This is a genomic window from Bacillus proteolyticus (assembly GCF_001884065.1).
Taxonomy (GTDB): domain Bacteria; phylum Bacillota; class Bacilli; order Bacillales; family Bacillaceae_G; genus Bacillus_A; species Bacillus_A proteolyticus.
On record NZ_MACH01000002.1, the window covers coordinates 114,371 to 139,450 of the forward strand.

The following is a 25,080-nucleotide window of genomic DNA, read 5'->3' on the forward strand; positions in this document are numbered from 1 at the left end:
TACTATTATGGAATAATTATACTTTTTCACGTTGACAATAGTGTTGAAGGAGAATATACTAAGCATGTAAGTTGATTGTGAATAGTTTCACAAACAATGTGAATAGTTTCACATAAAATAGATAGGAGTTGTCATTATTATGAGTACTTGGACACAAATTTATGACCCATTAAACAACATTTGGTTATCTGCACTAATCGCAGCACTTCCAATTTTCTGCTTCATCATTTGTTTAATGGGACTCAAAATGAAAAGTTACATCGCTGGTCTTTACAGTGTGATTGTCGCTATTATTCTTGCTATATTCGTTTATAAAATGCCAGCAACAGTAGCTGTAGCATCTGCCGGATTCGGTATTCTATCTGGATTTTATCCAATTTGTACTATCGTTATCGCAGCAATTTTCCTTTACAAATTAACTGTTAAAACAGAGCAATTCAACATAATTCGTGATAGTATTTCAAGCATTACAAATGATCAACGTTTACAAGTGTTGCTAATCGCTTATTCTTTCGGTGCTTTCTTAGAAGGTGCAGCTGGTCTAGGTGTTCCAGTTGCTATTACAGCTGCACTACTTGTAGGTATGGGCTTTAATCCATTAAAAGCAGCAGGTATTTGTTTAGTAGCAAATATCGCTGGTGGTGCTATGGGTGCTATGGGTATTCCAGTTACAGTACCTGCACAATTAACTCAATTAGATGCATTAACTATAGGTCGTCAAACTGTTCTTATTTTACCTTTCATTAGCATTATTTTACCTTTCTTACTTGTTTCAATGGTCGATGGAATTAAAGGTATTAAAGAAACATGGCAAGGTATTCTTGTAAGTGGTTTTTCTTTCGCAATTACTCAGTTCCTTGTAACTTACTTCTTAGGTGCAGAACTTACTAATATTTTCGCAGCCGTTGTAAGTATGGTATCACTTGCATTATTCTTACGTGTTTGGCAACCAAAATCTTCTGCTAAAGAAGAAAAACAAGAAGCAAGAGCATCTCATACATTCAATCAAATTTTATATGCTTGGTCTCCATTCGTATTCTTAACTGCATTCGTAACAATCTTTAATTTAAAACCAATTAAAGCTTTATTTGCTCCGGATGGTGCGTTAGCAAACTTAGTATTTAACATTCAATTCCCTGGTCTTCATAATATGGTTATGAAAACTACACCAATTACAAAAGCAGATACACCTTTCGCAGCGATTTTCAAATTCGATGTATTCTCTTCTACAACTACTGCGATCGTACTAGCAATTATCGTTTCACTTATCGTTTACCGCGTAAAAGGTAAAATGATTAAAGAACTAATGGTTGAAACAATTAAAGAACTAAAAGCTCCAGTATATACAATTTGTAGCGTTATCGCTTTAGCTTACGTAGAGAACTACTCTGGTATGTCATCTACACTTGGACTTGCATTCTCTTCTACTGGTAATGCATTCCCAGTTCTTTCTCCAATCTTAGGATGGATTGGCGTATTCATTACAGGATCAGTAGTATCAAGTGGTTCATTATTCGCACCACTTCAAGCGGTAACTGCAGACCAATTAAACATCGTTCCTTCTACACTCGTTGCATTAAACGTAGTAGGTGGTACAATGGCGAAAATGGTTTCACCACAATCTGTAGCAGTTGCTTGTGCAGCAGTTGGACTAGTTGGTCAAGAATCTGCCTTATTTAAAACAGCAATGAAATACAGTTTAATCTTCTTAGCTGTTATTAGCTTACTTCAATTAAACGCTGTATTTAATATCTTCTAAAAAAAGAACCGATCCAAATGGATCGGTTCTTTTTACATTACATTTTTTTATCCCGCTATTTGTGGGCAGTAAAACTCCCACCCAAAAATTCGGCGAATGCGAGGGAGTTAGGTGGGAGTCGGGCTGCCCGTAAAGCCCGATTGGTGAAGGCTAATAATCAGTGGGGGATTCCCCCCCTACTGATTAAAGTTTCACTTTATCCTTTAATAAAGAAGCTCCAGCAATTTCAGGATGCGTCATTTCATATGGATCCAAAATAATATCAAGCTCTTCTGCTGTAAGTACACCATGTTCTAAACATAACTCCCTAACAGATTTTCCTGTTTCAATTGCTTCACGTGCAATACGAGATGCTGCTTCATAACCAATATGAGGATTAACTGCTGTAATAATTCCAACACTTTTCTCAACATATTGCTTCAGCAATTCTTCATTTGCTGTAATTCCTTCAATACAATATTCACGGAATACACGGAATCCGTTATTCATAATACTGATAGATTGAATTAAATTAAATACAAGCACAGGCTCCATTACGTTTAACTCTAATTGCCCTGCTTCTGATGCTAAGCAAATTGTATGATCGTTTCCAATTACTTGGAATGCGACTTGGTTAATCACTTCTGCCATAACTGGATTTACTTTACCTGGCATAATCGATGAACCTGGCTGACGTGCTGGCAATTGAATTTCAGCTAACCCAACACGTGGCCCAGACGCCATAATACGAAGATCGTTTGCGATTTTAGACATGTTCATCATACATACTTTAAGTGCTGCAGATACTTCTGTGTATGCATCTGTATTTTGTGTTGCATCAACTAAATGCTCTGCACCAACAAGTGGGAATCCACTAAACGTTCTTAAATGTTTTACCACTTGTTCAATATACGTAGGATTTGCATTTAATCCTGTACCAACAGCTGTCGCCCCCATATTCACTTCATATAAATGTTGACGAGACTGTTTAATTCTTTTTATATCACGCTCAAGCACTCGGCTATACGCTTCAAATTCTTGTCCAAGGCGAATTGGAACTGCATCTTGTAAATGTGTGCGTCCCATTTTAATAACGTGATCAAACTCTTTTGCTTTTTTACGAAAAGCAGAATGAAGCTCTTCCATTGTAATAAGAAGCTCTTCTAACATCATAAGAGTTGCAATATGAATCCCAGTTGGGAACGCATCATTTGTTGATTGGGCCATATTCACGTGAGTGTTTGGGCTAACTTTCGCATACTCACCTTTTTCGTACCCCATACGTTCTAAAGCTCTATTAGCAATTACTTCATTAGTATTCATATTAATTGAAGTCCCTGCTCCGCCCTGAATTGGGTCTACGATAAATTGATCATGGAACTTTCCATCCATAATCTCTTGTGCAGCTTCTACAATTTCTTGTCCGATATCTTTAGCCAAGTAACCTGTATCTATATTCGCAAGCGCTGCCGCTTTTTTTACAATTGCCATTGCCGTAATGAGTGACGGATGAATGCGATATCCTGTAATCGGAAAATTTTCTACGGCACGTAATGTTTGTACACCATAATAAGCTACACTCGGTACTTCCTTTTCACCTAAAAAATCTTTTTCTATACGTATATCCTTCGTTGCTATCATTTTTCATCACCTATACTTTTCATTCTAAATCCTTATCCAAAGAATTCGCCCTATAAAATACGAGTATCATTAAAAAGAATTCTTCAGTATCCACCTTCACTATAAAGCACCTTTTTTGAAAGCGCAAACATTTATTTTTCTATATATCCTTTTTATTAAAGTTTATATAATAAAAAATTCATTCTTCTACTTTCTTTATTTCAACTCGCTTAATTTGATGCATATCCTTTTCAAGAACTTTAAAAGAAAAGCCGTGTTTCTCAATAATGTCCCCCTCAGCAACGATTTGATTTTGTACCATAAACCACCCACCAATTGTATCAACATCATCAGCAACCAAATGTGTGCCAAATAAATCATTTACTTCGCTAATAAGCACTTTCCCCTCTACAATTTTACACACTTCACTTATATGCTCTATTGGTGGATGTTCATCTTCATCGTATTCATCTCGGATTTCTCCAACAATTTCTTCTAAAATATCTTCTAATGTAACGATTCCTGCTGTGCCACCATATTCATCATATAATACAGCTAATGGAATGCGCTTTCTTTGCATTTGCAATAATAAATCATGGATTGGGATATTTTCTAACACTTCAATAACTGGACGTGTATATGGTGTAATCGAACACTCTTCATCTCGATTACCATCCATATAACGAATAAATAAGTCCTTTACATTAACCATCCCAATAATTTCATCTTTATCTTCACCAAATACTGGATATCTCGTATATTTTTCTTGAGCAATTACTTTAATATGTGTCTCAAACGGCTCATCTTCATATAAACCAACAACTTCAGTACGAGGTACCATGATTTCCTTCGCTAACCTGTTATCAAATTCAAAGATGTTATTTACATATTTAAATTCAGCTTGATTAATCTCGCCACTCTCATAACTCTCAGACAAGATTAATCTTAGTTCCTCCTCAGAATGCGCAACTTCATGTTCAGAAGCGGGATGTAAGCCAAATAAGCCTGTCACAAATCGTGCAGAGCCATTTAAAGCCCAAATAAATGGATACATAACTCGGTAAAAATAAATAAGGGGCTTTGATAATAATAAGCTAACTTGCTCTGCTTTTTGGATTGCAAAAGTCTTTGGAGCAAGTTCACCAATTACAACATGTAAAAATGTAATTACTGCAAAGGCAATAATAAATGAAACTGTACTGGAAATTGCAGGAGATAAATGTACCTTTAAAAATAACGGCTCAAGTAAATGTTTAATGGTTGGCTCCCCTAACCACCCGAGCCCTAAAGCAGTAATCGTAATCCCTAACTGACATGCTGATAAATACTCATCTAAATTTGAAGTTACTTTTTTCGCTGCCAATGCCCCTCGCTTTTTTTCACTGACGAGTTGATCAATACGACTGCTACGTACCTTAATAATTGCAAACTCTACAGCTACAAAAAAACCTGTTAGCGCAATCAGAACAGCTACCATCAATAATTTTAAAATATCCACATATGTCCTTTAGCTTTTCTTAGCTAAAGTTACACCTCCTTTAAAAAAGAAGTTTCACTTTAGTTTCTTCATTTACTTGAAAGCAACCCTACATAAAATTCACCAATTTTCAGTCCTCATACAATTCTAATGGCAAACCGTCAGGATCTTGAAAAAAGACGAATTTTTTTCCCGTTATCTCGTCAACACGTATCGATTCCGTCTCAACATCACATCGTTTTAAATGTTTAACAGCTTCTTCTATATCAGTAACGGCAAAAGCTAAATGCCTAAGCCCAGCAGCCTCCGGAAAGCTTGCGCGGTTAGGCGGATTTGGAAATGAAAATAATTCAATTTGATACTCTTCTCCTACACATAAATCTAACTTATAAGAATTTCGTTCCTTTCTGTATACTTCATTCATCACTTTGAAACCTAATATTCGTGTATAAAAATCCTTTGACACTTCATAATTTGAACTAATAATTGCAACGTGATGTACTCTACATATATTCATGATTCCTCTATTCCTCTCTTTACTAAACATGCATATTCTCCTTTTAAATGAAAAACATATATAGCAGAATATCTCTTTTAGGGGGCTTATTATGAAATTTATCACTTTTTTCGTTGGACTTATCGTTGTTTTTTTTCTTGCCTACATTGCTAGCAACAATAAAAACCATATTAAATTCAAACCAATTTTTATCATGCTTATTATACAGTTAATTTTAACTTATTTATTATTAAATACAGAAATTGGCCTCATACTTATTACGATAATTTCCAATCTGTTTACAAGGCTACTTGGGTATGCTGCCAGTGGAATAAATTTTGTATTTGGGGGTCTTGCAAATAAAGGAGAAATGCCATTTTTCCTTAACGTATTATTACCGATTGTTTTCATCTCAGTCTTAATTGGTATATTACAACATTTCAAAATACTACCATTCTTTATTCGTTGGATTGGTTTCTTTCTTAGTAAAATAAACGGTCTTGGTAAATTGGAATCTTACAACGCCATCGCTTCCGCTATTGTCGGCCAATCAGAAGTTTTCATTACGGTAAAAAAACAATTAGCCCAAATTCCAAAACATCGACTTTATACACTTTGCGCCTCTGCTATGTCAACAGTATCTATGTCCATTGTCGGTGCCTATATGACAATGATCGAACCAAAATATGTAGTAACCGCACTCGTTCTCAATTTATTTAGCGGTTTTATTATCGTACTCATTATTAACCCTTACGACGTTAACGATGATGAAGACATTTTGGAAATCAAAGGGGAAAAACAAAGTTTCTTTGAAATGCTTGGGGAATACATTCTTGATGGTTTTCGCGTAGCAATTGTCGTCGGTGCTATGCTCATTGGATTCGTCGCATTAATGAGTTGTATTAATGACCTATTCCTCATTATATTTGGAGTTACTTTCCAACAAATAATAGGCTATGTATTCGCCCCTATTGCATTTCTTATCGGCGTACCAACTTCTGAAATTGTCACAGCTGGTAGCATTATGGCAACGAAGCTTGTAACAAATGAATTTGTAGCAATGATGGATCTTAGTAAAATTTCCAGCACGCTCTCTATCCGTACAGTTGGTATTATTTCTGTCTTCCTCGTTTCTTTTGCTAACTTTTCTTCCATTGGAATTATTTCCGGTGCGGTAAAAGGGTTAAACGAAGAACAAGGAAATGTCGTTGCCCGCTTTGGCCTAAAATTACTATACGGAGCTACTCTTGTTAGCATTTTATCTGCGATTATTGTAAGTATTATGCTTTAATTAGGTAAAATTTTATCATTTTCTTATCCTTGTCTTTTGTATACAATAACGAATAGGTGTCTTATAAATAATCAAGACATCTATTTTTTATACATGTACAATACCTTTTATTTAGCGTACAATATTTTTTATGTGTTTTAATACACTTCTAGATGTATACACTTTGATTGTTTTAAAGGAGAAAAAATGATGAAATCCGACATTAACAAAGAAACTCGAGCCAAAAAAGGACGTTCAAAGAAAAAGCGCCTACTTTGGTTCATTCTTATTCCCTTACTTATTGTAGCAATGGGAGCAGGAGGTTACTCCTTCCATATATACAGTAAAGCAAAATCCGTCCTAAGCAACGCCTATTCTGAACTCGGCCGAGGAGATAAATCCAGCAAACGTGAAAAAGCCGTTAAACCTTTGACTGACAATATTTCTGTCCTTATTATGGGCGTTGATGAAAGTGATATTAGGGACAAGGATTATGGAAAAGCGACTCGTACGGATGCGTTATTACTTGCAACAATTAATAAAAACGATAAATCCGTTAAACTTGTCAGCATTCCACGTGATTCACGCGTCTACATTAAATCACGTGATAAATATGATAAAATTACACATGCGCACGTGTTCGGTGGTGTAGACAGCACGATTGATACAGTAGAGAACTTTTTAGACGTTCCAGTTGACTACTATGTAAAATTCAACTTTAAATCCTTTATCAAAATCGTTGATTCCCTTGGTGGTATTACTGTCGATGTTCCCGTTGAGTTTACAGAACAAAATAGTAAAGACGAAGCAAATGCAATTCACCTAGAAAAAGGACGTCAACATTTAAATGGAGAAGAGGCACTTGCACTAGCTAGAACTCGTCATATTGATAGTGATTATATGCGTGGTCAACGACAACAACTTGTTTTAGAGGCTATTGCTGAAAAAGCAGTATCTCTCAATTCCATTAATAAAATCGGAAGCTTATTAGATGCTGTCGATAAAGATTTAAAAACAAATTTAACTTTTGATGATATGATGGCTATTGCAAAAAGTTCAATGGATTCAAATTTAAAAATGGATAAATTGCAAGTGGAAGGTACTGATAAATATATAGGTGGTATTTATTATTACGTTCCAAACGAAAAAAGTGTTAATGATATATCGACAACACTTCAAGAACATCTCGGTGTTACGAATAAAAATGAGCATAAAAAATTATAATAAAAAGGCTGCTAGATTTTTCTAAGCAGCCTTTTTATTATAATTTTCAACATATTTCTCGTACATATTGTGACAAAAAGAGACAATTATTACATCAGTGTAACATTTTTTATAAAAACATTACACGCATAGTGAAAATAATAGTATACTAGTACGTACATAATGTTATTTTCATCATTTTTATACAAAAAATGTCATACATATATTTATACAAATTTTTCTGGGGGGAAATAAATGAAGCTACGCAAAATACTGATCGGTTCCACTATCGCTGGTGGCATATTACTTTGTGTTGGTGGTGTTGGTGGATATCAATATGTATCCAAATTAAATGATCAACTGAATACAACTGCATTACCAAACACTACATTTGAAGGTATTTCTCTTGATGGAAAAAATAAAGCAGATATTCAAGCAATTATTAATCAAAAAGTAAATGAATTAGATCAAAAATCCCTTACCTACATATTCCAAGATGATAAACAAACTTACACATGGAAAGATTTAGGGATAAATTATAAAGAGAAAGATATTGTAAACAAAATCTTTAAAGAACAAGAAGGAAACGTAATGAGTCGTTACAAAATGCGGAAGCAAGCTGAAAACGATGAATTAAAACGTGACTATAAATTAACACCACAATTAAATACAACAGCTTATGAAGCCTTTATAAAAGATAAATATAATGAAACATTAAAAAATCCTGTTAATGCAGAATTAAGTGTTGAAGGCTCTACAGTAAATGTTAGTCAAAGTCAAAACGGAGAAAAAATTGATAAAGGCAAACTAAACGATTTAACAAACGAAGCTATTACTACTGGTAAATCAGATGTTACATTACCGGTTACATTAATAAAACCAGAACGTTCTACAGAAGATATACAGAAAATGGGGATTAAAGAAGTAATTGCTGAATACTCGACTCCAATGGCTGGCCGTAATGGAAATCAGTCTTATAACGTAAATAAATCAGCTAATACTTTAAGTGGAGTTATTGTAGCACCTGATGAAACGTTTAGTTTTAATGACCGTGTTGGCGTAACTGATGCTGCACATGGTTATAAATCCGCAGCAGTATATTCACAAGGTAAAGTTATACAAAGTGCAGGCGGAGGCGTTTGCCAAGTCAGTAGTACTTTATATAGCACAGCTTTAAGGGCAGATTTAGGAATTGTTTCTCGAAGTAATCATTCTATGCCCGTAAATTATTTACCACTTGGGCAAGATGCAGCCGTCGCAGATTATGGTCCAGATTTAAAATTTAAAAACAATACAGGTAAGCATATTTACATTCAAGCATTTTCAAATGGAGGTAGTATTACTACACGTATTTTCGGTACAAATACTGGCAAAAATGTTGAAGTTTCTTCTCAAGTAGTTAGTAATACTGGTGATAAAATAACCGCGGTTACATATAAAAAGGTAACACAAAATGGTGAAGTAATATCAAATGGACAAATTTCAAAAAGCGTATATAAAAGTGCCCCAAAACAATAAGATACTATTAAACGGACAAATTTTAAAAAGAAAAAGGCGTGAGTAGATCACGCCTTTTTCTTTTGCAATAATAGTAAAAAAATTTCAAGATGGTCTTTCGTTTCTTCTAAAGACCACATACGATTTCCTTGCTTCGCAGCTAATACGCACGCTTCTTCCCATGCGTTCTTTTTCTTCATATATACTAATTCATCACGTAATTTCAAAACAATTTCTTCTTCTTCTTGCTCTATAAACTCTTTCATCACACTCACTATTTCATCCTCATGAATACTTAACGTACAGTACGATTTAAGAAAGTATTGTAATGTCGTATACATATGTACTCCCCCTTCTTATTTGTCAGATGGATAAGAAGTAATGATCTTATATCCTAATTCTCCTGATTTATCTCTCGCTAAAACAGTAACAGTTTTTACTAACTTGTCTTTTACATTCATATTTTTCTTTATTACCGTTTTTCCAACTGGGAATGAATGAGTTGTATTTAACACAAGACGAGCTTCTTTAGAATTTTTTAACCAATCCTGAATTTCCTTATCATGTTGCTTCAAACTATCTTTTACAGCTTTCGTCGCTGTTTCTTTATCATAGTATGTACTTGCCGCTGATACTTTATCTGTCTTCAAACGATTCTTCAAATCCTCTTCTGATTTGCCTACATGCCTTTCAATCGTATGACCATTTTTCGGTGGTCCTTCCATTTCATCTAAAATATTATCACTAATTTTTTCTACTGATGTAGAATGATCCTCTTTTGGTTTTTCTGTTTTTTGTTCTTTTCCTGCACATCCACTTAAAATCAGCATTAGTGCCAATAAACCACTCAAGAAAAGACTACTTAGTCGTTTCATCATATCACCTCTTCCATGATTATTATCGTAACTCCACTAAAAGTCAATTTCACAAAGAAAAAACGTACATAGTTTTAAAGTTTCGCATTCATTTTTCTATATTTCCAACCTACTTTCATCAAACCACTGTTTTTCGCCTACCTTAAAATATACCCCCATAATTTTACGATTATTTCCCGAACGAAATTACCAATCATAATACTATATAAACCCTTTAAATATAAGATTTATGGAGTGTTTTCAAAACAAACTAAATATACCCCTATTTTTATATACCCAATACCCATATACGGTATACAGACCTCTTTTTATTAACTATTTTCTACATTATGTAAATTTACACTTGCCTACACAATAGAAATATGGTGTAATGCAAAAAAAGATAAAGGATTTTACAAGATGGCTGAAACAATTCAAAACTTCTTAACAGACTATTATTCAATCGCAATTCCACTTAGTATCTTAATCAACATCATCATCAGTCTTTTAGGTTTTATCCCTAGTATTTTTTTGACCGCTATTAACATACAGCTCTTTGGTGTAACAAACGGAACCATTATTTCGATCGCAGGTGAGGCATTAGGGGCTATTATCTCGTTTTATATTTATCGTATAGGCCTTCAAAAGTTCACTCACGATAAAGTAAATAAGTACCCAAAGGTAGAGCGTCTTCTTTATGTAAAAGGCAGAGAAGCCTTTCTACTCGTCCTATCTTTCCGTCTTATCCCTTTCATTCCGTCCAGTATCGTGACTTTATTTGCAGCTCTAGGCAAAATGTCATTACTATCCTTCAGTATTGCCAGTACAATAGGTAAAATACCGGCTTTGTTAATCGAAGTATATTCTGCCTATCATGTCATGAATGGAACGAATGAAGCGAAGTGGATTGTAACAATCGCGGGCGCTATTGGATTGTTTTATTTGTGGAAAAAATGGAGAAAAAAATAAAGAAGGAGCATAGGCCCCTTCTTTATTTTTGAAGTATTTTATTAATAACTATCCTTTAAAGCCTTAGTTTACACCAACAGCACTAAATGATTGCTTCACTGCATTTACTTCTGCAGAGCTAGCACCATATAAATCTGCTGCAGCTTGTACTGCACCAGCACGAGCTTGACTAAATGTAGTAGATTGCGTGAAATACTGTGTATTTGCACGGTAGTAAATCGCACCTAATTTATCTTTACCGATACCAGTTACAGTTACACCAGAATGCGTACCACCATTCGCTAATAAATACGCTTGTTTGTTAATAATACCGCTATTTGTATGAACACCACCGTTATCACTTGAACCAGTGTAACGCTTAGAATAGTGGTCTGGGTCACCATATTTCGCTGGATCACTCATAGAACGAAGTGCATCTCCCGCCTTACCAGGTGTATAAATATCTTCACCAATCTCCCAATCTGGGTTACGGTTATCATAGAACTCTACTAAAGTACCAAAGATATCAGAGATTGCTTCATTTAGCGCTCCTGATTCATTTTGATAAATTAAATTCGAGCTATTTTCCGTAACAGCATGCGTTAATTCGTGACCAATTACATCAATCCCGCCAGATAATGAAGTAAATGTTACACCATCACCATCTCCGTATACCATTTGTGAGCCGTTCCAGAATGCATTATTATACTTACTTCCGTAATGAACAGTTGATTTTAATGGTGCTCCTGCATCATTAATAGAATTTCGGTTAAATGTATCTTTATAATAATCATATGTCTTACCTGCATAGTAATGAGCATCAACTGCCGCTGCATCATATGTTGCATTGAAAACATTATCTGCATCTGTCCATAATGTTCCTGGTAACGTCGAACGATTTTTCGCATCATATGTGAAAATCGTTGCTCCGCGCGTATTATCTTGTAAATAGTAAGAAGATCCAGATAACGTTGTATTGATTGATTTCGTATCTCCTAATACCCCTTTACCTGTCCCTACTTTGTTTGTTCCAGTTACAGGTTTTCCAGCTGCTTTCGCTTCTTGTTTAGGAGCATCTTGTTTAACTGGTGACTTATCATCATTTGTTACACGATCAATTGTATTAAACTTATTTAATACTTTGCCGCTTTCCGCCTCAATGAAATAGTAGTAATTTCCTGGGCTTGGATCTAAGAAGTTTAGATTTACAACGTACGCATATGTCGTTTCTTCACCGTTTTGATATACATATAAGTCCGCTTTTGGATCTACCTCATATTTAGGTGTTACTCCTAAATCTTGTTGTGCGATTTCAATTGCTTTTGCGCCTTCAATCTTATTTTTATTTTTCAACTTTTCCTTCTTGTCTAAATCAGGCGCAACTGTTCCAGACAATACCTTTAAAGAACCATCTTTACTTACGTGAGCTACTTGAGTAGATCCCCATACAGGTACTCCCTCGTAAACTTGTTGCATACGTACTACTGTTGAATCAGTCACAGCGTCTTTTTTCACTTGCTTCACTTTGAAAGAATCTTGCGCACTCTTTTCCCCTAACTTATAATCACCTTTTGCCGCGTTTAAGTAATCAAACACAACAGATTCCGCTTTCTTACCAGTCGCTCCAGTTAGATCACCAGAAATAAACTCAGGTGACTGTACCGTCTCATTGTACTTCTTAGTAGAGAGCACATTTTTAGAATCCGCAAATGCAGAGCCTGTCCCTCCGAACGTAGTAACTGCCATTCCTGCCGCTAACACTAACGCTAAACTCTTCTTTTTCATCTAACATTCCCCCTAATAAAAAATTTTTGAAAAAGAGTAATTTCATATTAGCATTATGTTTTCACTATTAATATACTAAAAATTCAAATAACTTTTTTCTCAAGTTTTGTAGAATTTTGAGGAACAAATATTGAAAAACCCCTTTCCGATTGGAAAGGGGTTTCTCAATATTATACATTTACAGTTTGTGATACACTAGTATCTAATCCATAAGTATCCGGTTTACTCGTATACTGTACTCCGCCGACAATTGTAAGTACTACTGCAACTACTAAAATTCCAGCTAATGCTTTTTTCATTTTTCATCCTCCTTATGATTTTCTAACATTTCAATAACTAGCTTATAATAGTGATTACTTTGCTCAAAGTTTAGTGACTTAGAAAAATATTCCGCAAGCTCCACATATACTTTCTTTAGTTCTATTTTATTGCCTGCTGATTTATAAAACGGAATAGCTTCTAATTCCAAAAATTGTTTATACTCTCGCGCCTCTTCAAAATACTTATTTCGAAGCATAAGCAGCAAATACAATTTTGTATTAAATCTCTCTTCACGTTTAGCAGCGCCAATACCTTTCTCAATCCATTCTCTTGCTTCTTCAAACTGCTCTAATTTAATACACGCTAATGCCATTTCATATAATGTGTCTATATAATTTAAATCTATTTGTTTTTGAAGTTGTAAACTCTCTAAATAATAATCTTTCGCTTGATTATATTTTTTCTTTTTATAGTATATATTCCCGATATTACTTAAAGTAATAGCCATTAGAACGTCTTTATCTGCAAAAGCTTCTGATTCCCTCAGTATACTCTCATACATTTCTAAAGCTTCTTCATATTGCCCTTGTTCCGCATAACTTAATGCAATAAGAATTTGACAGTTTATCACGTTCCTAAATTTATACTCATTTCTAAATGCCTCTAGTGCAATATTTGCAAAATGCAACGTAAGATGTTGGATTTCCAAATGACTATAAGTAAGAGCGATATTATAATAAATTCCTGTCTCATGATATCCTAGCTCTTTTGCCATAATTTCTGTCTCTAGCAAATAACTTAATCCCTTTTTCCACTTATATTGTAAACAGCATAATAATCCTTTACTATACGTATACAACAACTTCTGAAAAGGCGAGAATTTCTTATATGCCTTCTTAAGTTTCTCCAACTCTTCTGCAATCGTCAGCAAGTCCCTTTTTATCATTAAATAACGTATATTAAGTAGTTTATAATAATTTATAATTTCAAAATCTAAAACATGTTGCATATCTTCTTGTAATTCATTATATATACGTTCAACCTGTGCCTTGTCCAAACGGATTAATGCATTCAACCACTCATCCAACTTCACCTTCACATCTTCTTCTACATCTCTCAAATCCGTCACAGCAATCTCTAATCTTGTGCAGAGCAATTGTAGAATCTCTTCTGATGCTTCTATCTTTCCATTTTCGATCTTACTTAAGTATGAGACAGAACAAATGCCCTGACATAATTCTTCTTGTGTCATTTTTTGCTGTAGCCGTTTATAAAAAACTTGCTTGCCTATTTTTTCTAATGTTTGTTGCATTGTCCTCCTCCATTCTCATTACCCCCATTACTCTAATAATACATAAAATCTAGAGAAATATAAATTGATAAATGTAAATTTTCTAAAAAATATGCATTATTTCATTTTTTTCTCTCTTGACTTCACTCCCTATTACTTCTTTGCTACGCGAGGGGAAAAATTGGTATACTATAACCAAATTACGGAGGTGTTTTCGCAATGAATCATTATAAAGACGATAGTTACGCCTTACATACAGATTTATATCAAATCAACATGGCTTATACATATTGGAAAGATGGTATTCATAATCGCCGTTCTGTTTTTGATTTATACTTTCGAAAGCTTCCTTTCGAAAACGGCTATGCTGTTTTTGCTGGTCTTGAGAAAATTGTAGAGTACATAGAAAATTTCAGTTTTACCGAAAGTGACATCGCTTATTTAGCAGAGCTTCAATTTGAAGAAGACTTCCTTCATTATTTACAAAACATGAAATTTACTGGAACGATTCGTAGTATGCAAGAAGGTGAAGTTGTTTTTAATAATGAGCCTTTATTACGGGTTGATGCACCACTCGGTGAGGCACAAATAATTGAAACCGCCCTCTTAAATATTGTAAATTACCAAACATTAATTGCTACAAAAGCTGCACGTATGAAGCACGCTGCAAATAATGATGAGCTTTTAGAGTTCGGTACAAGACGCGCTCATGAGTTTGATGCTGCCCTTTGGGGAACACGAGCTGCCTTTATTGGTGGTTTCTCATCTACAAGCAACGTTCGTGCTGGAAAACGCTTCGGGATACCTGTAGCCGGCACACATGCTCACTCTTTCGTTCAAGCGTATCGCGATGAATATGTCGCGTTTAAAAAATACGCTGAAACTCATAAAAAATGTGTCTTTCTCGTTGATACATATGACACATTAAAATCTGGTGTTCCAAATGCGATTCGTGTCGCAAAAGAATTTGGAGATCGCATTGATTTCTATGGCATTCGTCTTGATAGTGGCGATATGGCTTATTTGTCTAAAAAGGCAAGAATATTACTAGATGAGGCTGGATTTACAAATACAAAAATTATTGCTTCTAGCGATTTAGATGAATACACAATTATGCACCTTAAATCTCAAGGAGCAAAAATTGACGTATGGGGTGTTGGAACAAAATTAATTACATCCTTTGAGCAACCTGCATTAGGGGCTGTTTACAAACTAGTTGCGATTGAAGATACTGACGGGAAATTAAATGACACGATTAAAATTTCATCTAACCCTGAAAAGATTACAACTCCAGGGCTTAAACGAATTTATCGTATAGTCAACAGGGTTAATAATCATGCTGAAGGCGATTATATTGCGTTAGATTCTGAAGAGCCCGAAAAAGAAGAACGCTTAAAAATGTTCCACCCCGTTCACACATATATAAGTAAATTCGTGACAAACTTTGAAGCACGTGAACTGCATAAAGACATTTTCGTTAACGGTGAAAGAACATATGAACTACCAAGTATATTAGATATTCAAAAATATAACGAACAGAGTCTCGCTCTATTTTGGGAAGAATACATGCGAACTTTAAACCCCGAAGAGTATCCCGTCGATTTAAGCCAAGAGTGCTGGGATCATAAAATGAATTATATTCAAACTGTTCGCGAACAAGTTGAAAAAAACATACAAAAATAAACAGAGAAGTTTCCTCCTTCTCTGTTTTTTCAATACTATATGGATATTTGTAAAAAATATATTAAAATAACAAGAAGAATATTTTTATTTATAAAATTTAATATTACGTTATTTAAAACTAAAATAATATTTGATATTATTTTATTAAGTCAATTTCGACAAAATAACCGATAAAAAAGAGGACGCGGGTTGCGTCCTCTTTTTTATAAATCTTTCACTCGTAGTACACGCATTGCATTTAAAACTGCAAGTAATGTCACACCAACATCTGAGAAGACCGCTTCCCACATTGTTGCAATACCAAAGGCACCAAGTAATAAAACTAGCCCTTTTACACCTAATGCAAATATAATATTTTGCCATACAATACTACGTGTACGTTTTGCAATTTTTACAGCTGTCGCGATTTTTGAAGGTTCATCAGTCATAATGACGATGTCAGCAGCTTCAATTGCTGCATCTGATCCTAAACCGCCCATCGCAATACCAACGTCCGCTCTCGCTAATACTGGCGTATCGTTAATACCATCACCGACGAATGCAATCTTTTCTTTACCGTGTTTTGCTGCATCAATTTTTTCGATTTCTTCTACTTTTTGGTGTGGTAATAATTCGGCATGCACTTCATCTAAACCTAATTCTTTACCAACAGCTTCACCAACTGATTTTGCATCACCAGTTAACATGACTGTCTTCTTAATACCTAGTTCTTTTAACTTTTGAATTGCTTGTTTTGAATCCTCTTTTACCTCATCAGAGATAACAATATAACCTGCATATTTACCATCTACAGCAACATGAACTAGTGTACCTACTGTATTTGGTTGCTTAAATGTAATGTTTTCTTTTCTCATTAATTTAGCATTACCTGCGAAAATTTCTTTTCCTTGTGCCTTTACAACCGTACCATGACCAGAAATTTCACTATAGTCTTCAATACTATTTTCATCGATTGATTTTCCATATGCATTTCGTATAGATTGTGCAATTGGATGATTTGAATATACTTCGGCAAACGCTGCATACTCTAACAGTTCTTCACTAGTAGTACCTTCACTTGGCTCCATTTTTGTAACTTTAAAGACACCTTTTGTTAATGTACCCGTTTTATCAAAGACGATATATTTCACATCATTCAATGCCTCTAAATAGTTACTTCCTTTTACTAAAATCCCACTTTTAGATGCACCACCAATACCTCCAAAGAATCCAAGAGGAATGGATACGACTAACGCACATGGACAAGAGATAACTAAGAATACTAAAGCCCTATAAATCCACTCGGAGAATGTAGCACCTTCTAAAATAAGCGGTGGAATAAACGCCATGATCGCTGCTGTAATAACTACAACAGGAGTATAATAGCGCGCAAATTTCGTAATAAAGTTTTCTGTCGGCGCTTTTTTACTACTTGCATTTTGAACTAAATCTAAAATTTTCGATACAGTAGATTCACCAAATTCTTTTGTAACTTCAATTGTTAATACACCATTTTGGTTTACAAAACCACTTAATACGTCATTACCAACTTCTACTTCACGCGGTACAGATTCACCTGTAAGTGCTGAAGTATCCATCATTGATGTTCCCTCGACTACTTTTCCATCTAACGGTACTTTCTCACCTGGTTTCACAATAATATAATCACCAATCTGCACATCCTCTGGTGATACTTGTTTCGTTTCATTTCCAACCTTTACGTTCGCATAATCAGGACGAATATCCATTAATGAAGTAATTGATTTTCGCGAGCGATTTACTGCAATACTTTGGAATAGTTCCCCTACTTGATAAAATAGCATTACCGCAACAGCTTCTGAATATTGTTGAATTGCAAAAGCCCCTACAGTTGCAATTGCCATTAAAAAGTTTTCATCGAATACTTGGCCGCGAGTTATGTTTCTTACCGCTCTCCAAACGATATCTCCACCTATTAATAAATACGCAAGGACGAATAACGGAATTGTTATCATTTGTGGTAAATCAGCTAAGGCAGCAATTCCTGTCAAAATTCCACCGACTACTAATCGCCCTATCATCTTTTTCACATTTGCTTCACCATGGTCGTGACTATGTCCGTGGTCATGACCGCTCTTTTCTTCACGAACAACTTTCACATCTGGTTCTAACTTTTGAACGACATTTTTTATATCTTCTACAGTCGATTCTAACTCTCTTTTATTCGCAACTTCTACTCGTAATTTCTTTGATACGAAATCAACAGTTGCTTCTGAAACTGTCGGCATTTCCTTAACTTTATTTTCAATCTTCATTGCACAGTTCGCGCAATCTAAACCTTCTAATATAAAAATTTCTTTTGCCGGTTTTGTTTTTTGCTTTTCTTGCACTTTAATATGTGGTTCTAACTTTGTAACAAGCTGTTTCGCTTCTGTCACAACTTCATTTTCTTTATTTTGTGCTGTTTCTAAAACCATCGTCTTTGTTGCGAAGTTTACAGAGCAAGAATTTACTCCTTCTATATTCCCAACGCCTTTTTCAATTTTCATTGCACAGTTCGCACAATCTAAACCTTCTAACATCAGTTTCTTTTTCACTAATGCTTCTGCCATCGTTCTCCCTCCTCGCGTTTTTATTCTTCCTCGTTTACGTGTTCAAACGCTTGCTCGAAGATATGAATTACGTGCTGGTCAGCTAACGAATAATAAACGACCTTGCCTTCTTTACGATTCTTTACAAGTTTCGCTTGCTTTAACACACGTAGCTGATGTGAAATAGACGATTGTGTCATTCCTAATAAATAAGCTAAATCACAAACGCACATTTCAGCTTCAAATAATGCATGTAATATTCTCGTACGCGTACGGTCACCTAATACTTTAAATAGTTCTGCTACTTTACTTAAACTTTCATCAGTCGGAATTGTTTGCTTCACTTGATCCACGACTTCCTCATGAATTACCGTTTGAGAACAAGTTTCCTGCGGTGTTTCTACTTTATTTTCAGCCATTATAGCTCACCTCTTTAATTGAACATATGAACAACTGTTCATATATCTTATACTTTTATTATATGAGCGCCTACTCATATGTGTCAATAAAATCCGAAAGATTTTTTTGACAATTTCGTTCACATTTCAACATGCACATATCAATATTCTCCGCCTCCATCATACTCTTCATACAAAAAGGATGCACGAAAACTATCGTGCATCCTTCTCTTATTTACCCCACATTAACTGCCCGTAAAAGCCCGATTGGTGAAGGCTAATAATCAGCGGGAGACCAAGAACCCCCACTGATTAAAGTTTCACTTTATTAACTTTCACTGCATCCACAATTAACGAAGCAAATTCTAATTTACCATCTTGATTTCTATGATCAAAACGTTTCGATCGATAAATGAATCCTTTCTTTTCATCCCAATCATTATAATGAAACTCACCATTCTCATCACAATATTCTAAAACCCTCACTTGAAAACCTGCTGATTCAAACATGGACGTGATCGTTTTATAGTTATGAACGATTTTGTGGCTTGCCGCTGGATGATCTAATGGACCTGGTCCGCCTACTTGTACACCTTCCTGATATTCTTCATCTGGAAAAAATGCATCTGGTACTGCACAACGAATATATCCATCCTCCGTTAAAAACTCATAACAAATTTTTGCCGCTTCGATTCCTTCTTCGTACGATAAATGCTCCCATACATGTTCCGCTAAAATTACTGATAAAGAATTAAGCTGAAATTTATTAAGCCACGTTGCTCTTTTTAATAAATTTAATTCTTCTTCATTCGTATGTAACCAACCAGGGTTATTATTGTATCCCTCTGCTCCAACGACAACTTTTATATCTTCTTTTATTCTCATTCTTACACCCCTTTTGCATATTACGACATACAAAATTCTACAAAACCATATCCATTCCCTTTATATTTACATAATAAAAAGCCTTGCGCGTTCCCTAGACGCACAAGGCTTACTATCTTATATCCCTTTTATTTAGCTTTTTTTAATTAGCTTTTTCTAAACTATCTTGCGAACTTCCATCGTCTTTTAAATGACTATGTTTTTTCGAATAAACAAAGTATACAACCACTCCGATTGCTAACCAAATACCGAAGTAAATCCATGTTGTTAATGGTAAATTTAGCATTAAGAATAGACAGCATGCAACTGAAATAATCGGTAAGATTGGTACAAGTGGTACCATAAATCCACGTTGTAATTTCGGATGTGTTTTACGAAGAATGATGACAGTTACACCAACCATCGCAAATGTTAATAACGCTCCAATATTCGCTAAATTCGACAATTCTTTTAAATCGATAAATCCAGCAATTAAAGCACTACCAATTCCTGTTAACCAAACTGAAAATGTTGGTGCTTCTGTCTTCTTGTTAATTTTCGCAAAAGATTTTGGTAATAAACCGTCACGGCTCATTGCGAAGAATACACGTGTTGTCGCATAAATGTAAGCGAAAATTACAGCCATAATACCGATTACAGCTCCAATAGCGATTACACCAGCCACTTTATCTTGCCCTACAACCTCTAGTACATATGCCATCGCTTCTGGTACATCTAATTCCTTGTAAGAAACCATACCTGTCATAACGAGACAAACTACAACATAAATGATTGTACAAATAACTAACGAAGCAATAATACCAATCGGTAGATCACGTTGCGGATTTTTTACTTCTTCAGCAGAAGTTGCTAATGCATCAAATCCTAAGAAAGCGAAGAATACTGCTGCTCCTCCGGCAAAGACTCCACTTAAGCCGTACGGTGCAAATGGTATCCAGTTTTCTGGTTTCACGTAGAATACACCAACTGCAATGAATAAAACAACAATACCAATTTTAATTAATACCATTATGTTATTCACACGCTTACTTTCTTTCGTACCTCGTGATAATAACCAAGTTATAACCAACGTAACGATAATTGCCGGTAAGTTCACCATACCACCTTGCGATGGAATCGTTAACAATGCTTTTGGAATTTCAAGTCCCAATCCACTCACTAAATTATTGAAATAACCTGTCCATCCGCCAGCTACTGCGGCAGTTGTTACGACATATACGGATAACAATGTCCATCCCATTAAATGGGCAACAAATTCACCAATTGTTGCATATGAATATGTGTACACACTACCTGAAACAGGAAGTGTAGATGCAACCTCTGCATAACATAAAGCTGCAAATCCACAAACAATTGCTGCAATCATGAATGAAAAAATAACTGCTGGACCAGCATCTCTTGCTGCTACTAATCCCGTTAATACTAGAACTCCTGTACCAATTATCGCACCAATCCCTAGCATTGTTAGGTCGAATGCCCCTAGCGTTTTCGTCAAAGTTTTACTTTTACTTTCCCCTAACAATTGCGTAACGGATTTCTTTTTAAATAGGTTGGCCACGATGAATGCCCCCTTTTACCAAGAAGAGCTAAGAGGTGTTATCTCTTAGCTCTTATCATGTTGTTTTATATATTGTTCGATTTTGTTTTGTATAATGCTTCTATTAGCAAGATACTGTTTCTGCTTCTAATAATTCTTTAGCACCTTTGTACTCTACACCGTGAGCTTCTGCAACTGCTTCGAATGTTACATAGCCTTCTAATGTATTAATACCTTTTAATAATGCAGTGTTGCCTAGGCATGCTTCTTTGTAGCCTTTGTTAGCAATTTGTACTGCATATGGTACTGTTACGTTTGTTAATGCAAGAGTTGATGTACGTGGAACCGCACCTGGCATGTTTGCAACTGCATAGTGAACAACGCCGTGTTTTTCATAAGTTGGGTTATCATGAGTTGTAATACGGTCAGTTGTTTCGAAAATACCACCTTGGTCAATCGCGATATCTACAACAACAGAACCTGGTTCCATTGATTTAATCATTTCTTCTGTTACAAGTTTTGGTGCTTTTGCACCTGGGATTAATACTGCACCGATTACAAGATCAGATTCTTTTACAGCTTCTGCAATATTGTAAGGATTAGACATTAAAGTTTTTACTTGGTTTCCGAAAATGTCATCTAATTGACGAAGACGTTCTGCGCTTAAGTCGATGATTGTTACATCCGCACCTAGTCCAACTGCAATTTTAGCAGCATTTGTACCAGCTTGTCCACCACCGATAATTGTTACTTTACCACGTTTAACCCCTGGAACACCTGCAAGTAAGATACCTTTACCGCCTTTGTTTTTCTCAAGGAATTGCGCACCAATTTGTGCAGCCATACGACCAGCTACTTCACTCATAGGTGCAAGTAATGGTAATGAACGGTTTTCTAATTGTACTGTTTCATATGCGATAGCAACAACTTTCTTCTCGATTAACGCTTTTGTTAATTCTGGTTCTGGAGCTAAGTGTAAGTATGTGAATAAGATTAAACCTTCACTGAAGTGCTTGTATTCGCTTTCAACTGGTTCCTTAACTTTCATAACCATTTCCATGTTCCAAGCTTCTTCAGCTGTATCAACAATTTTTGCTCCCGCTTCAACATACTGAGCATCTGTGAAACCAGATCCTAAACCTGCACCCTTTTGAATGAATACTTCGTGATTGTTACGAATTAAATGTACAACACCTGCTGGTGTCATTGCCACACGGTTTTCGTTGTTTTTAATTTCTGCTGGTACCCCAATACGCATAATGAAATGCCCCCTTATAATTAACAGAAAAAAGGAATTCTTTTTTCTTTTTGTAATAATTAATAACTTATGTCCTTATTCTAGCATAACTTAAAAGTTATGAAAACGCTAACATACTATTTTTTTAAAGTTTATATATTTAGAATAGTGTAAATATACGAAACATTGATTCTATTGAGTTATCCGTGCCATTCCATTATCTATCACTCTATTTACATTATATCCATTCAAAACGCATAGTAATTATTTATTATTTGACAATAATGTAACAATGCAAAAAAACTAAGTAGTTACGTATACATATACACTTATTACTTTGTACAATACTTTAGAAATATATTCTTTTCATAAAAAAACAGCTACTAGCATTTAGCCAGCAGCTGGATAACTTATAAATAACTTTGAAAATAAATCTTCTGTCGTTTCAGTAATTTTATCAAACATATCACTTTCACGATCTTCTTGCTCTTTTAACATCTTAATTGTTTCGCGTGCGTCTTCAGGGTAATCGGTAATGATACCATCCACGTTTAACTTATAATATGCCTTTAAACTTTCCATATCATTTACTGTCCATACGTAAAGTGGTTTATTTAGCTTTCTCGCTTCTTTCACTAGGCGTTTATTTAACATATATTCTTCTGCTACATAGAAATCCGCCTGTACATTCTTTAAATTAGCCCTGCTTGCAAACAATACATACCCTACTTTTATATCCGGATTTGCACGCTTAAACTCTTTAATAAGCGGGTAATGTAACGTTTGAATTACACATTGTTTCTCAAAATCGTTCTCTTTAATTGTTTTTAGTACTTTCTTTACGAAATCCTTCTCATTACCGTGAAGTTTCACTTCTATATTAAGTTTTATTTTGCCTTTTGCAAGCTTAATGATCTCATCAAGTGTACTTATTTGTCCCGAGAATCCATCTTGACTAAGAGTAAGCTTTCTTAGCTCATCCATCGTCAAATCCGATACATGCACATTCGCATTCGCAAGACGTTTCAACTTCAAATCATGTATGACCGCTAGTTCGCCATCTTTCGTTTGCAAAACATCTATTTCTGCATAGTCTGCTTTTGCATCAATGGCACCTTGTACTGCTTCTTTCGTATTCTCTACACCTTTTGATATATATCCACGGTGCGCCATAATAATTGGTTCTTTATATGTGTTTGAAATAAAGGTCACAATGAAGGCAACGACCATTCCAGCAGTAATAATCCCCACGATATATACACCAATAAATTTCCAACGGTGTTTTTTAAAGAAACATTTATCTGCTTTTGTTTTTGAATAATCTAATCCTTCTTCTAATAATACATCTTCAACCGAAACTTTCTGTAAGTATAATCTTGTTAACGCCATAATATAAAACGGCGTCATAATGAAGCTAAATAAATACAATGTACTCGTTAAGAAGACTGAAATCGTTGACTCCGCTAATAGCGCAAATGTCCCTTCTGGGTTCGTAAATTCGTATACGCCCCATAAACAGAGTAAATACACTCCTATAAATAAAAGAAAGACCATTCCTACAGAGATGAAAACTCCTACTAAAAAGAACAACACTTTAAAAAAGCTTTCTTTTACTAAGTTCGCACTTTTACGTGCTGCCGTGCGAAATGGTTTTTCTTCTAATACAATAATAGGTAACACAAAAATCCAACGAAGATTTAAATAAGCAACTACAGCAAAGAAAGCATAATAACCAACCTGACCCATTGTCGTCTTAAATAGTTCACCTGTAATAAAATTAGGAATTTGAATTTCAGGAATCAATGCAGATTTATATCCCATACTTAATAGCGGTAATAGTACAACTGCATACAACACAAATCCTGGTAAGCAATATGTAAAAAGAGAAGGTAAATACGTTACTGTTTTATACAAAATCGGACGTAATCTTACCTCTTGCCTTTTATGAGCGAAATACGAAATGATAATAAGCACTGCAAATTCCGTAAAAATAAGAAACAATGCTAGTATCGATAAAATTACAATCGCCAAAATCCCATATGGTGTTTTCAAAAATGCTACTAATTCATCATTTGTCGCATTTGCATAACCACCAAAGTACAATAACTTATTGAAAATAATACCTAAGAGGGGGATAAATACGATTGCAGCTAACAATTTATAGACGAGCTGAAATGTTAGCACATTCCAAAAAGCAAATTGTACAGTTTGAAAGGAATGTCTCATTACTCCTGGTATAGATAGTCTTTTACGGTGTTGCATATATTCCTCCACATTCTAAAACTATATTTGAGATGGATTCCACATTTCCAATTTCAATCCATCTTTTTAATAATAATAATAATAATATA

20 protein-coding genes are annotated in these 25,080 nt (G+C 34.9%); 6 read left to right on the top strand and 14 right to left on the bottom strand.

Annotated features, from left to right (window positions below; genetic code table 11):
* Window positions 1-139 precede the first annotated feature (139 nt).
* A complete protein-coding gene (locus BAQ49_RS00655) occupies window positions 140-1,759 on the top strand; it encodes an L-lactate permease (RefSeq protein ID WP_071743801.1) in 1,620 nt (539 codons plus the stop codon).
* Between the two features lie 183 nt (window positions 1,760-1,942).
* On the opposite strand, the gene aspA is transcribed toward BAQ49_RS00655, so the two are convergent.
* From aspA to gloA2, 3 genes are all read right to left on the bottom strand, one after another.
* Window positions 1,943-3,379, bottom strand: coding sequence for an aspartate ammonia-lyase (aspA, locus tag BAQ49_RS00660; protein WP_071743802.1), 1,437 nt, complete (start codon window positions 3,377-3,379; stop codon window positions 1,943-1,945).
* 178 nt (window positions 3,380-3,557) lie between these two features.
* Window positions 3,558-4,856 (bottom strand): hemolysin family protein, encoded by a 1,299-nt coding sequence (locus BAQ49_RS00665; RefSeq protein ID WP_071743803.1) that lies wholly within the window; start codon window positions 4,854-4,856, stop codon window positions 3,558-3,560.
* Window positions 4,857-4,965: 109 nt separating this feature from the next.
* Window positions 4,966-5,352 carry an SMU1112c/YaeR family gloxylase I-like metalloprotein gene (gene gloA2, locus BAQ49_RS00670; protein WP_071743863.1) on the bottom strand — a complete coding sequence of 129 codons (387 nt, stop codon included), beginning with the start codon at window positions 5,350-5,352 and terminating at the stop codon, window positions 4,966-4,968.
* Between the two features lie 91 nt (window positions 5,353-5,443).
* Here gloA2 and BAQ49_RS00675 point away from each other — a divergent pair, with 91 nt between their 5' ends.
* From BAQ49_RS00675 to BAQ49_RS00685, 3 genes are all read left to right on the top strand, one after another.
* Complete coding sequence (locus BAQ49_RS00675; protein WP_071743804.1) at window positions 5,444-6,622, top strand: NupC/NupG family nucleoside CNT transporter; 1,179 nt, start codon at window positions 5,444-5,446, stop codon at window positions 6,620-6,622.
* A 186-nt stretch (window positions 6,623-6,808) separates the two neighbouring features.
* Window positions 6,809-7,825, top strand: a complete 1,017-nt coding sequence (locus BAQ49_RS00680) for an LCP family glycopolymer transferase (protein ID WP_279626789.1) — start codon at window positions 6,809-6,811, stop codon at window positions 7,823-7,825.
* Window positions 7,826-8,059: 234 nt separating this feature from the next.
* A complete protein-coding gene (locus BAQ49_RS00685) occupies window positions 8,060-9,322 on the top strand; it encodes a VanW family protein (RefSeq protein ID WP_071743806.1) in 1,263 nt (420 codons plus the stop codon).
* Between the two features lie 47 nt (window positions 9,323-9,369).
* Here BAQ49_RS00685 and BAQ49_RS00690 read toward each other — a convergent pair whose 3' ends face one another.
* Entirely contained in the window at window positions 9,370-9,642 is a 273-nt protein-coding gene (locus tag BAQ49_RS00690) for a hypothetical protein (protein ID WP_071743807.1), read from the bottom strand.
* A gap of 15 nt (window positions 9,643-9,657) precedes the next feature.
* A complete protein-coding gene (locus BAQ49_RS00695; RefSeq protein WP_071743808.1) occupies window positions 9,658-10,176 on the bottom strand; it encodes an RNase A-like domain-containing lipoprotein in 519 nt (172 codons plus the stop codon).
* Window positions 10,177-10,575: 399 nt separating this feature from the next.
* On the opposite strand from BAQ49_RS00695, the gene BAQ49_RS00700 reads away from it, so the two are divergent.
* The gene (locus BAQ49_RS00700) at window positions 10,576-11,124 is read left to right on the top strand and encodes a TVP38/TMEM64 family protein (protein WP_071743809.1); all 549 of its coding nucleotides are present in this window, start codon (window positions 10,576-10,578) and stop codon (window positions 11,122-11,124) included.
* A 63-nt stretch (window positions 11,125-11,187) separates the two neighbouring features.
* Here BAQ49_RS00700 and BAQ49_RS00705 read toward each other — a convergent pair whose 3' ends face one another.
* The 3 genes from BAQ49_RS00705 to BAQ49_RS00710 all read right to left on the bottom strand — a co-directional run bounded on the left by BAQ49_RS00705 (window position 11,188) and on the right by BAQ49_RS00710 (window position 14,461).
* Complete coding sequence (locus tag BAQ49_RS00705) at window positions 11,188-12,888, bottom strand: M4 family metallopeptidase (RefSeq protein WP_071743810.1); 1,701 nt, start codon at window positions 12,886-12,888, stop codon at window positions 11,188-11,190.
* Window positions 12,889-13,058: 170 nt separating this feature from the next.
* Window positions 13,059-13,187 (bottom strand): NprX family peptide pheromone, encoded by a 129-nt coding sequence (locus tag BAQ49_RS31960; RefSeq protein ID WP_098888237.1) that lies wholly within the window; start codon window positions 13,185-13,187, stop codon window positions 13,059-13,061.
* Window positions 13,184-14,461 (bottom strand): tetratricopeptide repeat protein, encoded by a 1,278-nt coding sequence (locus tag BAQ49_RS00710; protein ID WP_071743811.1) that lies wholly within the window; start codon window positions 14,459-14,461, stop codon window positions 13,184-13,186. The genes BAQ49_RS31960 and BAQ49_RS00710 overlap by 4 nt, the downstream gene beginning before the upstream one ends.
* A gap of 198 nt (window positions 14,462-14,659) precedes the next feature.
* On the opposite strand from BAQ49_RS00710, the gene BAQ49_RS00715 reads away from it, so the two are divergent.
* Window positions 14,660-16,123: a nicotinate phosphoribosyltransferase gene (locus BAQ49_RS00715; RefSeq protein WP_071743812.1), complete on the top strand. Its 1,464-nt coding sequence runs from the start codon at window positions 14,660-14,662 to the stop codon at window positions 16,121-16,123.
* A gap of 203 nt (window positions 16,124-16,326) precedes the next feature.
* Here the strand turns inward: BAQ49_RS00715 and BAQ49_RS00720 are convergent, their stop codons facing one another.
* The 6 genes from BAQ49_RS00720 to BAQ49_RS00745 form a co-directional block, all read right to left on the bottom strand.
* A complete protein-coding gene (locus BAQ49_RS00720) occupies window positions 16,327-18,693 on the bottom strand; it encodes a heavy metal translocating P-type ATPase (RefSeq protein ID WP_071743813.1) in 2,367 nt (788 codons plus the stop codon).
* Window positions 18,694-18,713: 20 nt separating this feature from the next.
* The gene (locus BAQ49_RS00725; RefSeq protein WP_000829679.1) at window positions 18,714-19,091 is read right to left on the bottom strand and encodes an ArsR/SmtB family transcription factor; all 378 of its coding nucleotides are present in this window, start codon (window positions 19,089-19,091) and stop codon (window positions 18,714-18,716) included.
* 291 nt (window positions 19,092-19,382) lie between these two features.
* Window positions 19,383-19,955 carry a class I SAM-dependent methyltransferase gene (locus tag BAQ49_RS00730; protein ID WP_071743814.1) on the bottom strand — a complete coding sequence of 191 codons (573 nt, stop codon included), beginning with the start codon at window positions 19,953-19,955 and terminating at the stop codon, window positions 19,383-19,385.
* A 142-nt stretch (window positions 19,956-20,097) separates the two neighbouring features.
* On the bottom strand, window positions 20,098-21,513 hold the full coding sequence (locus BAQ49_RS00735) for an amino acid permease (RefSeq protein WP_071743815.1): 1,416 nt from the start codon (window positions 21,511-21,513) through the stop codon (window positions 20,098-20,100).
* A 103-nt stretch (window positions 21,514-21,616) separates the two neighbouring features.
* Window positions 21,617-22,750, bottom strand: coding sequence for an alanine dehydrogenase (ald, locus tag BAQ49_RS00740; protein ID WP_071743816.1), 1,134 nt, complete (start codon window positions 22,748-22,750; stop codon window positions 21,617-21,619).
* A 369-nt stretch (window positions 22,751-23,119) separates the two neighbouring features.
* Window positions 23,120-24,991, bottom strand: coding sequence for a glycerophosphoryl diester phosphodiesterase membrane domain-containing protein (locus BAQ49_RS00745; protein ID WP_071743817.1), 1,872 nt, complete (start codon window positions 24,989-24,991; stop codon window positions 23,120-23,122).
* Window positions 24,992-25,080 lie beyond the last annotated feature (89 nt).

Bases quoted from the DNA above. Each gene is read 5' to 3' on its own strand.
- gloA2 (WP_071743863.1), bottom strand. From the start codon at position 5,352: ATGAATATATGTAGAGTACATCACGTTGCAATTATTAGTTCAAATTAT.
- BAQ49_RS00730 (WP_071743814.1), bottom strand. From the start codon at position 19,955: ATGAGAATAAAAGAAGATATAAAAGTTGTCGTTGGAGCAGAGGGATAC.
- BAQ49_RS00675 (WP_071743804.1), top strand. From the start codon at position 5,444: ATGAAATTTATCACTTTTTTCGTTGGACTTATCGTTGTTTTTTTTCTT.
- BAQ49_RS00710 (WP_071743811.1), bottom strand. From the start codon at position 14,461: ATGCAACAAACATTAGAAAAAATAGGCAAGCAAGTTTTTTATAAACGG.
- BAQ49_RS00725 (WP_000829679.1), bottom strand. From the start codon at position 19,091: ATGGCTGAAAATAAAGTAGAAACACCGCAGGAAACTTGTTCTCAAACG.
- BAQ49_RS00700 (WP_071743809.1), top strand. From the start codon at position 10,576: ATGGCTGAAACAATTCAAAACTTCTTAACAGACTATTATTCAATCGCA.
- BAQ49_RS00685 (WP_071743806.1), top strand. From the start codon at position 8,060: ATGAAGCTACGCAAAATACTGATCGGTTCCACTATCGCTGGTGGCATA.
- BAQ49_RS00655 (WP_071743801.1), top strand. From the start codon at position 140: ATGAGTACTTGGACACAAATTTATGACCCATTAAACAACATTTGGTTA.
- BAQ49_RS00715 (WP_071743812.1), top strand. From the start codon at position 14,660: ATGAATCATTATAAAGACGATAGTTACGCCTTACATACAGATTTATAT.
- BAQ49_RS00720 (WP_071743813.1), bottom strand. From the start codon at position 18,693: ATGGCAGAAGCATTAGTGAAAAAGAAACTGATGTTAGAAGGTTTAGAT.
- BAQ49_RS00745 (WP_071743817.1), bottom strand. From the start codon at position 24,991: ATGCAACACCGTAAAAGACTATCTATACCAGGAGTAATGAGACATTCC.
- BAQ49_RS00705 (WP_071743810.1), bottom strand. From the start codon at position 12,888: ATGAAAAAGAAGAGTTTAGCGTTAGTGTTAGCGGCAGGAATGGCAGTT.
- aspA (WP_071743802.1), bottom strand. From the start codon at position 3,379: ATGATAGCAACGAAGGATATACGTATAGAAAAAGATTTTTTAGGTGAA.
- BAQ49_RS00680 (WP_279626789.1), top strand. From the start codon at position 6,809: ATGATGAAATCCGACATTAACAAAGAAACTCGAGCCAAAAAAGGACGT.
- BAQ49_RS00695 (WP_071743808.1), bottom strand. From the start codon at position 10,176: ATGAAACGACTAAGTAGTCTTTTCTTGAGTGGTTTATTGGCACTAATG.
- BAQ49_RS31960 (WP_098888237.1), bottom strand. From the start codon at position 13,187: ATGAAAAAAGCATTAGCTGGAATTTTAGTAGTTGCAGTAGTACTTACA.
- BAQ49_RS00690 (WP_071743807.1), bottom strand. From the start codon at position 9,642: ATGTATACGACATTACAATACTTTCTTAAATCGTACTGTACGTTAAGT.
- ald (WP_071743816.1), bottom strand. From the start codon at position 22,750: ATGCGTATTGGGGTACCAGCAGAAATTAAAAACAACGAAAACCGTGTG.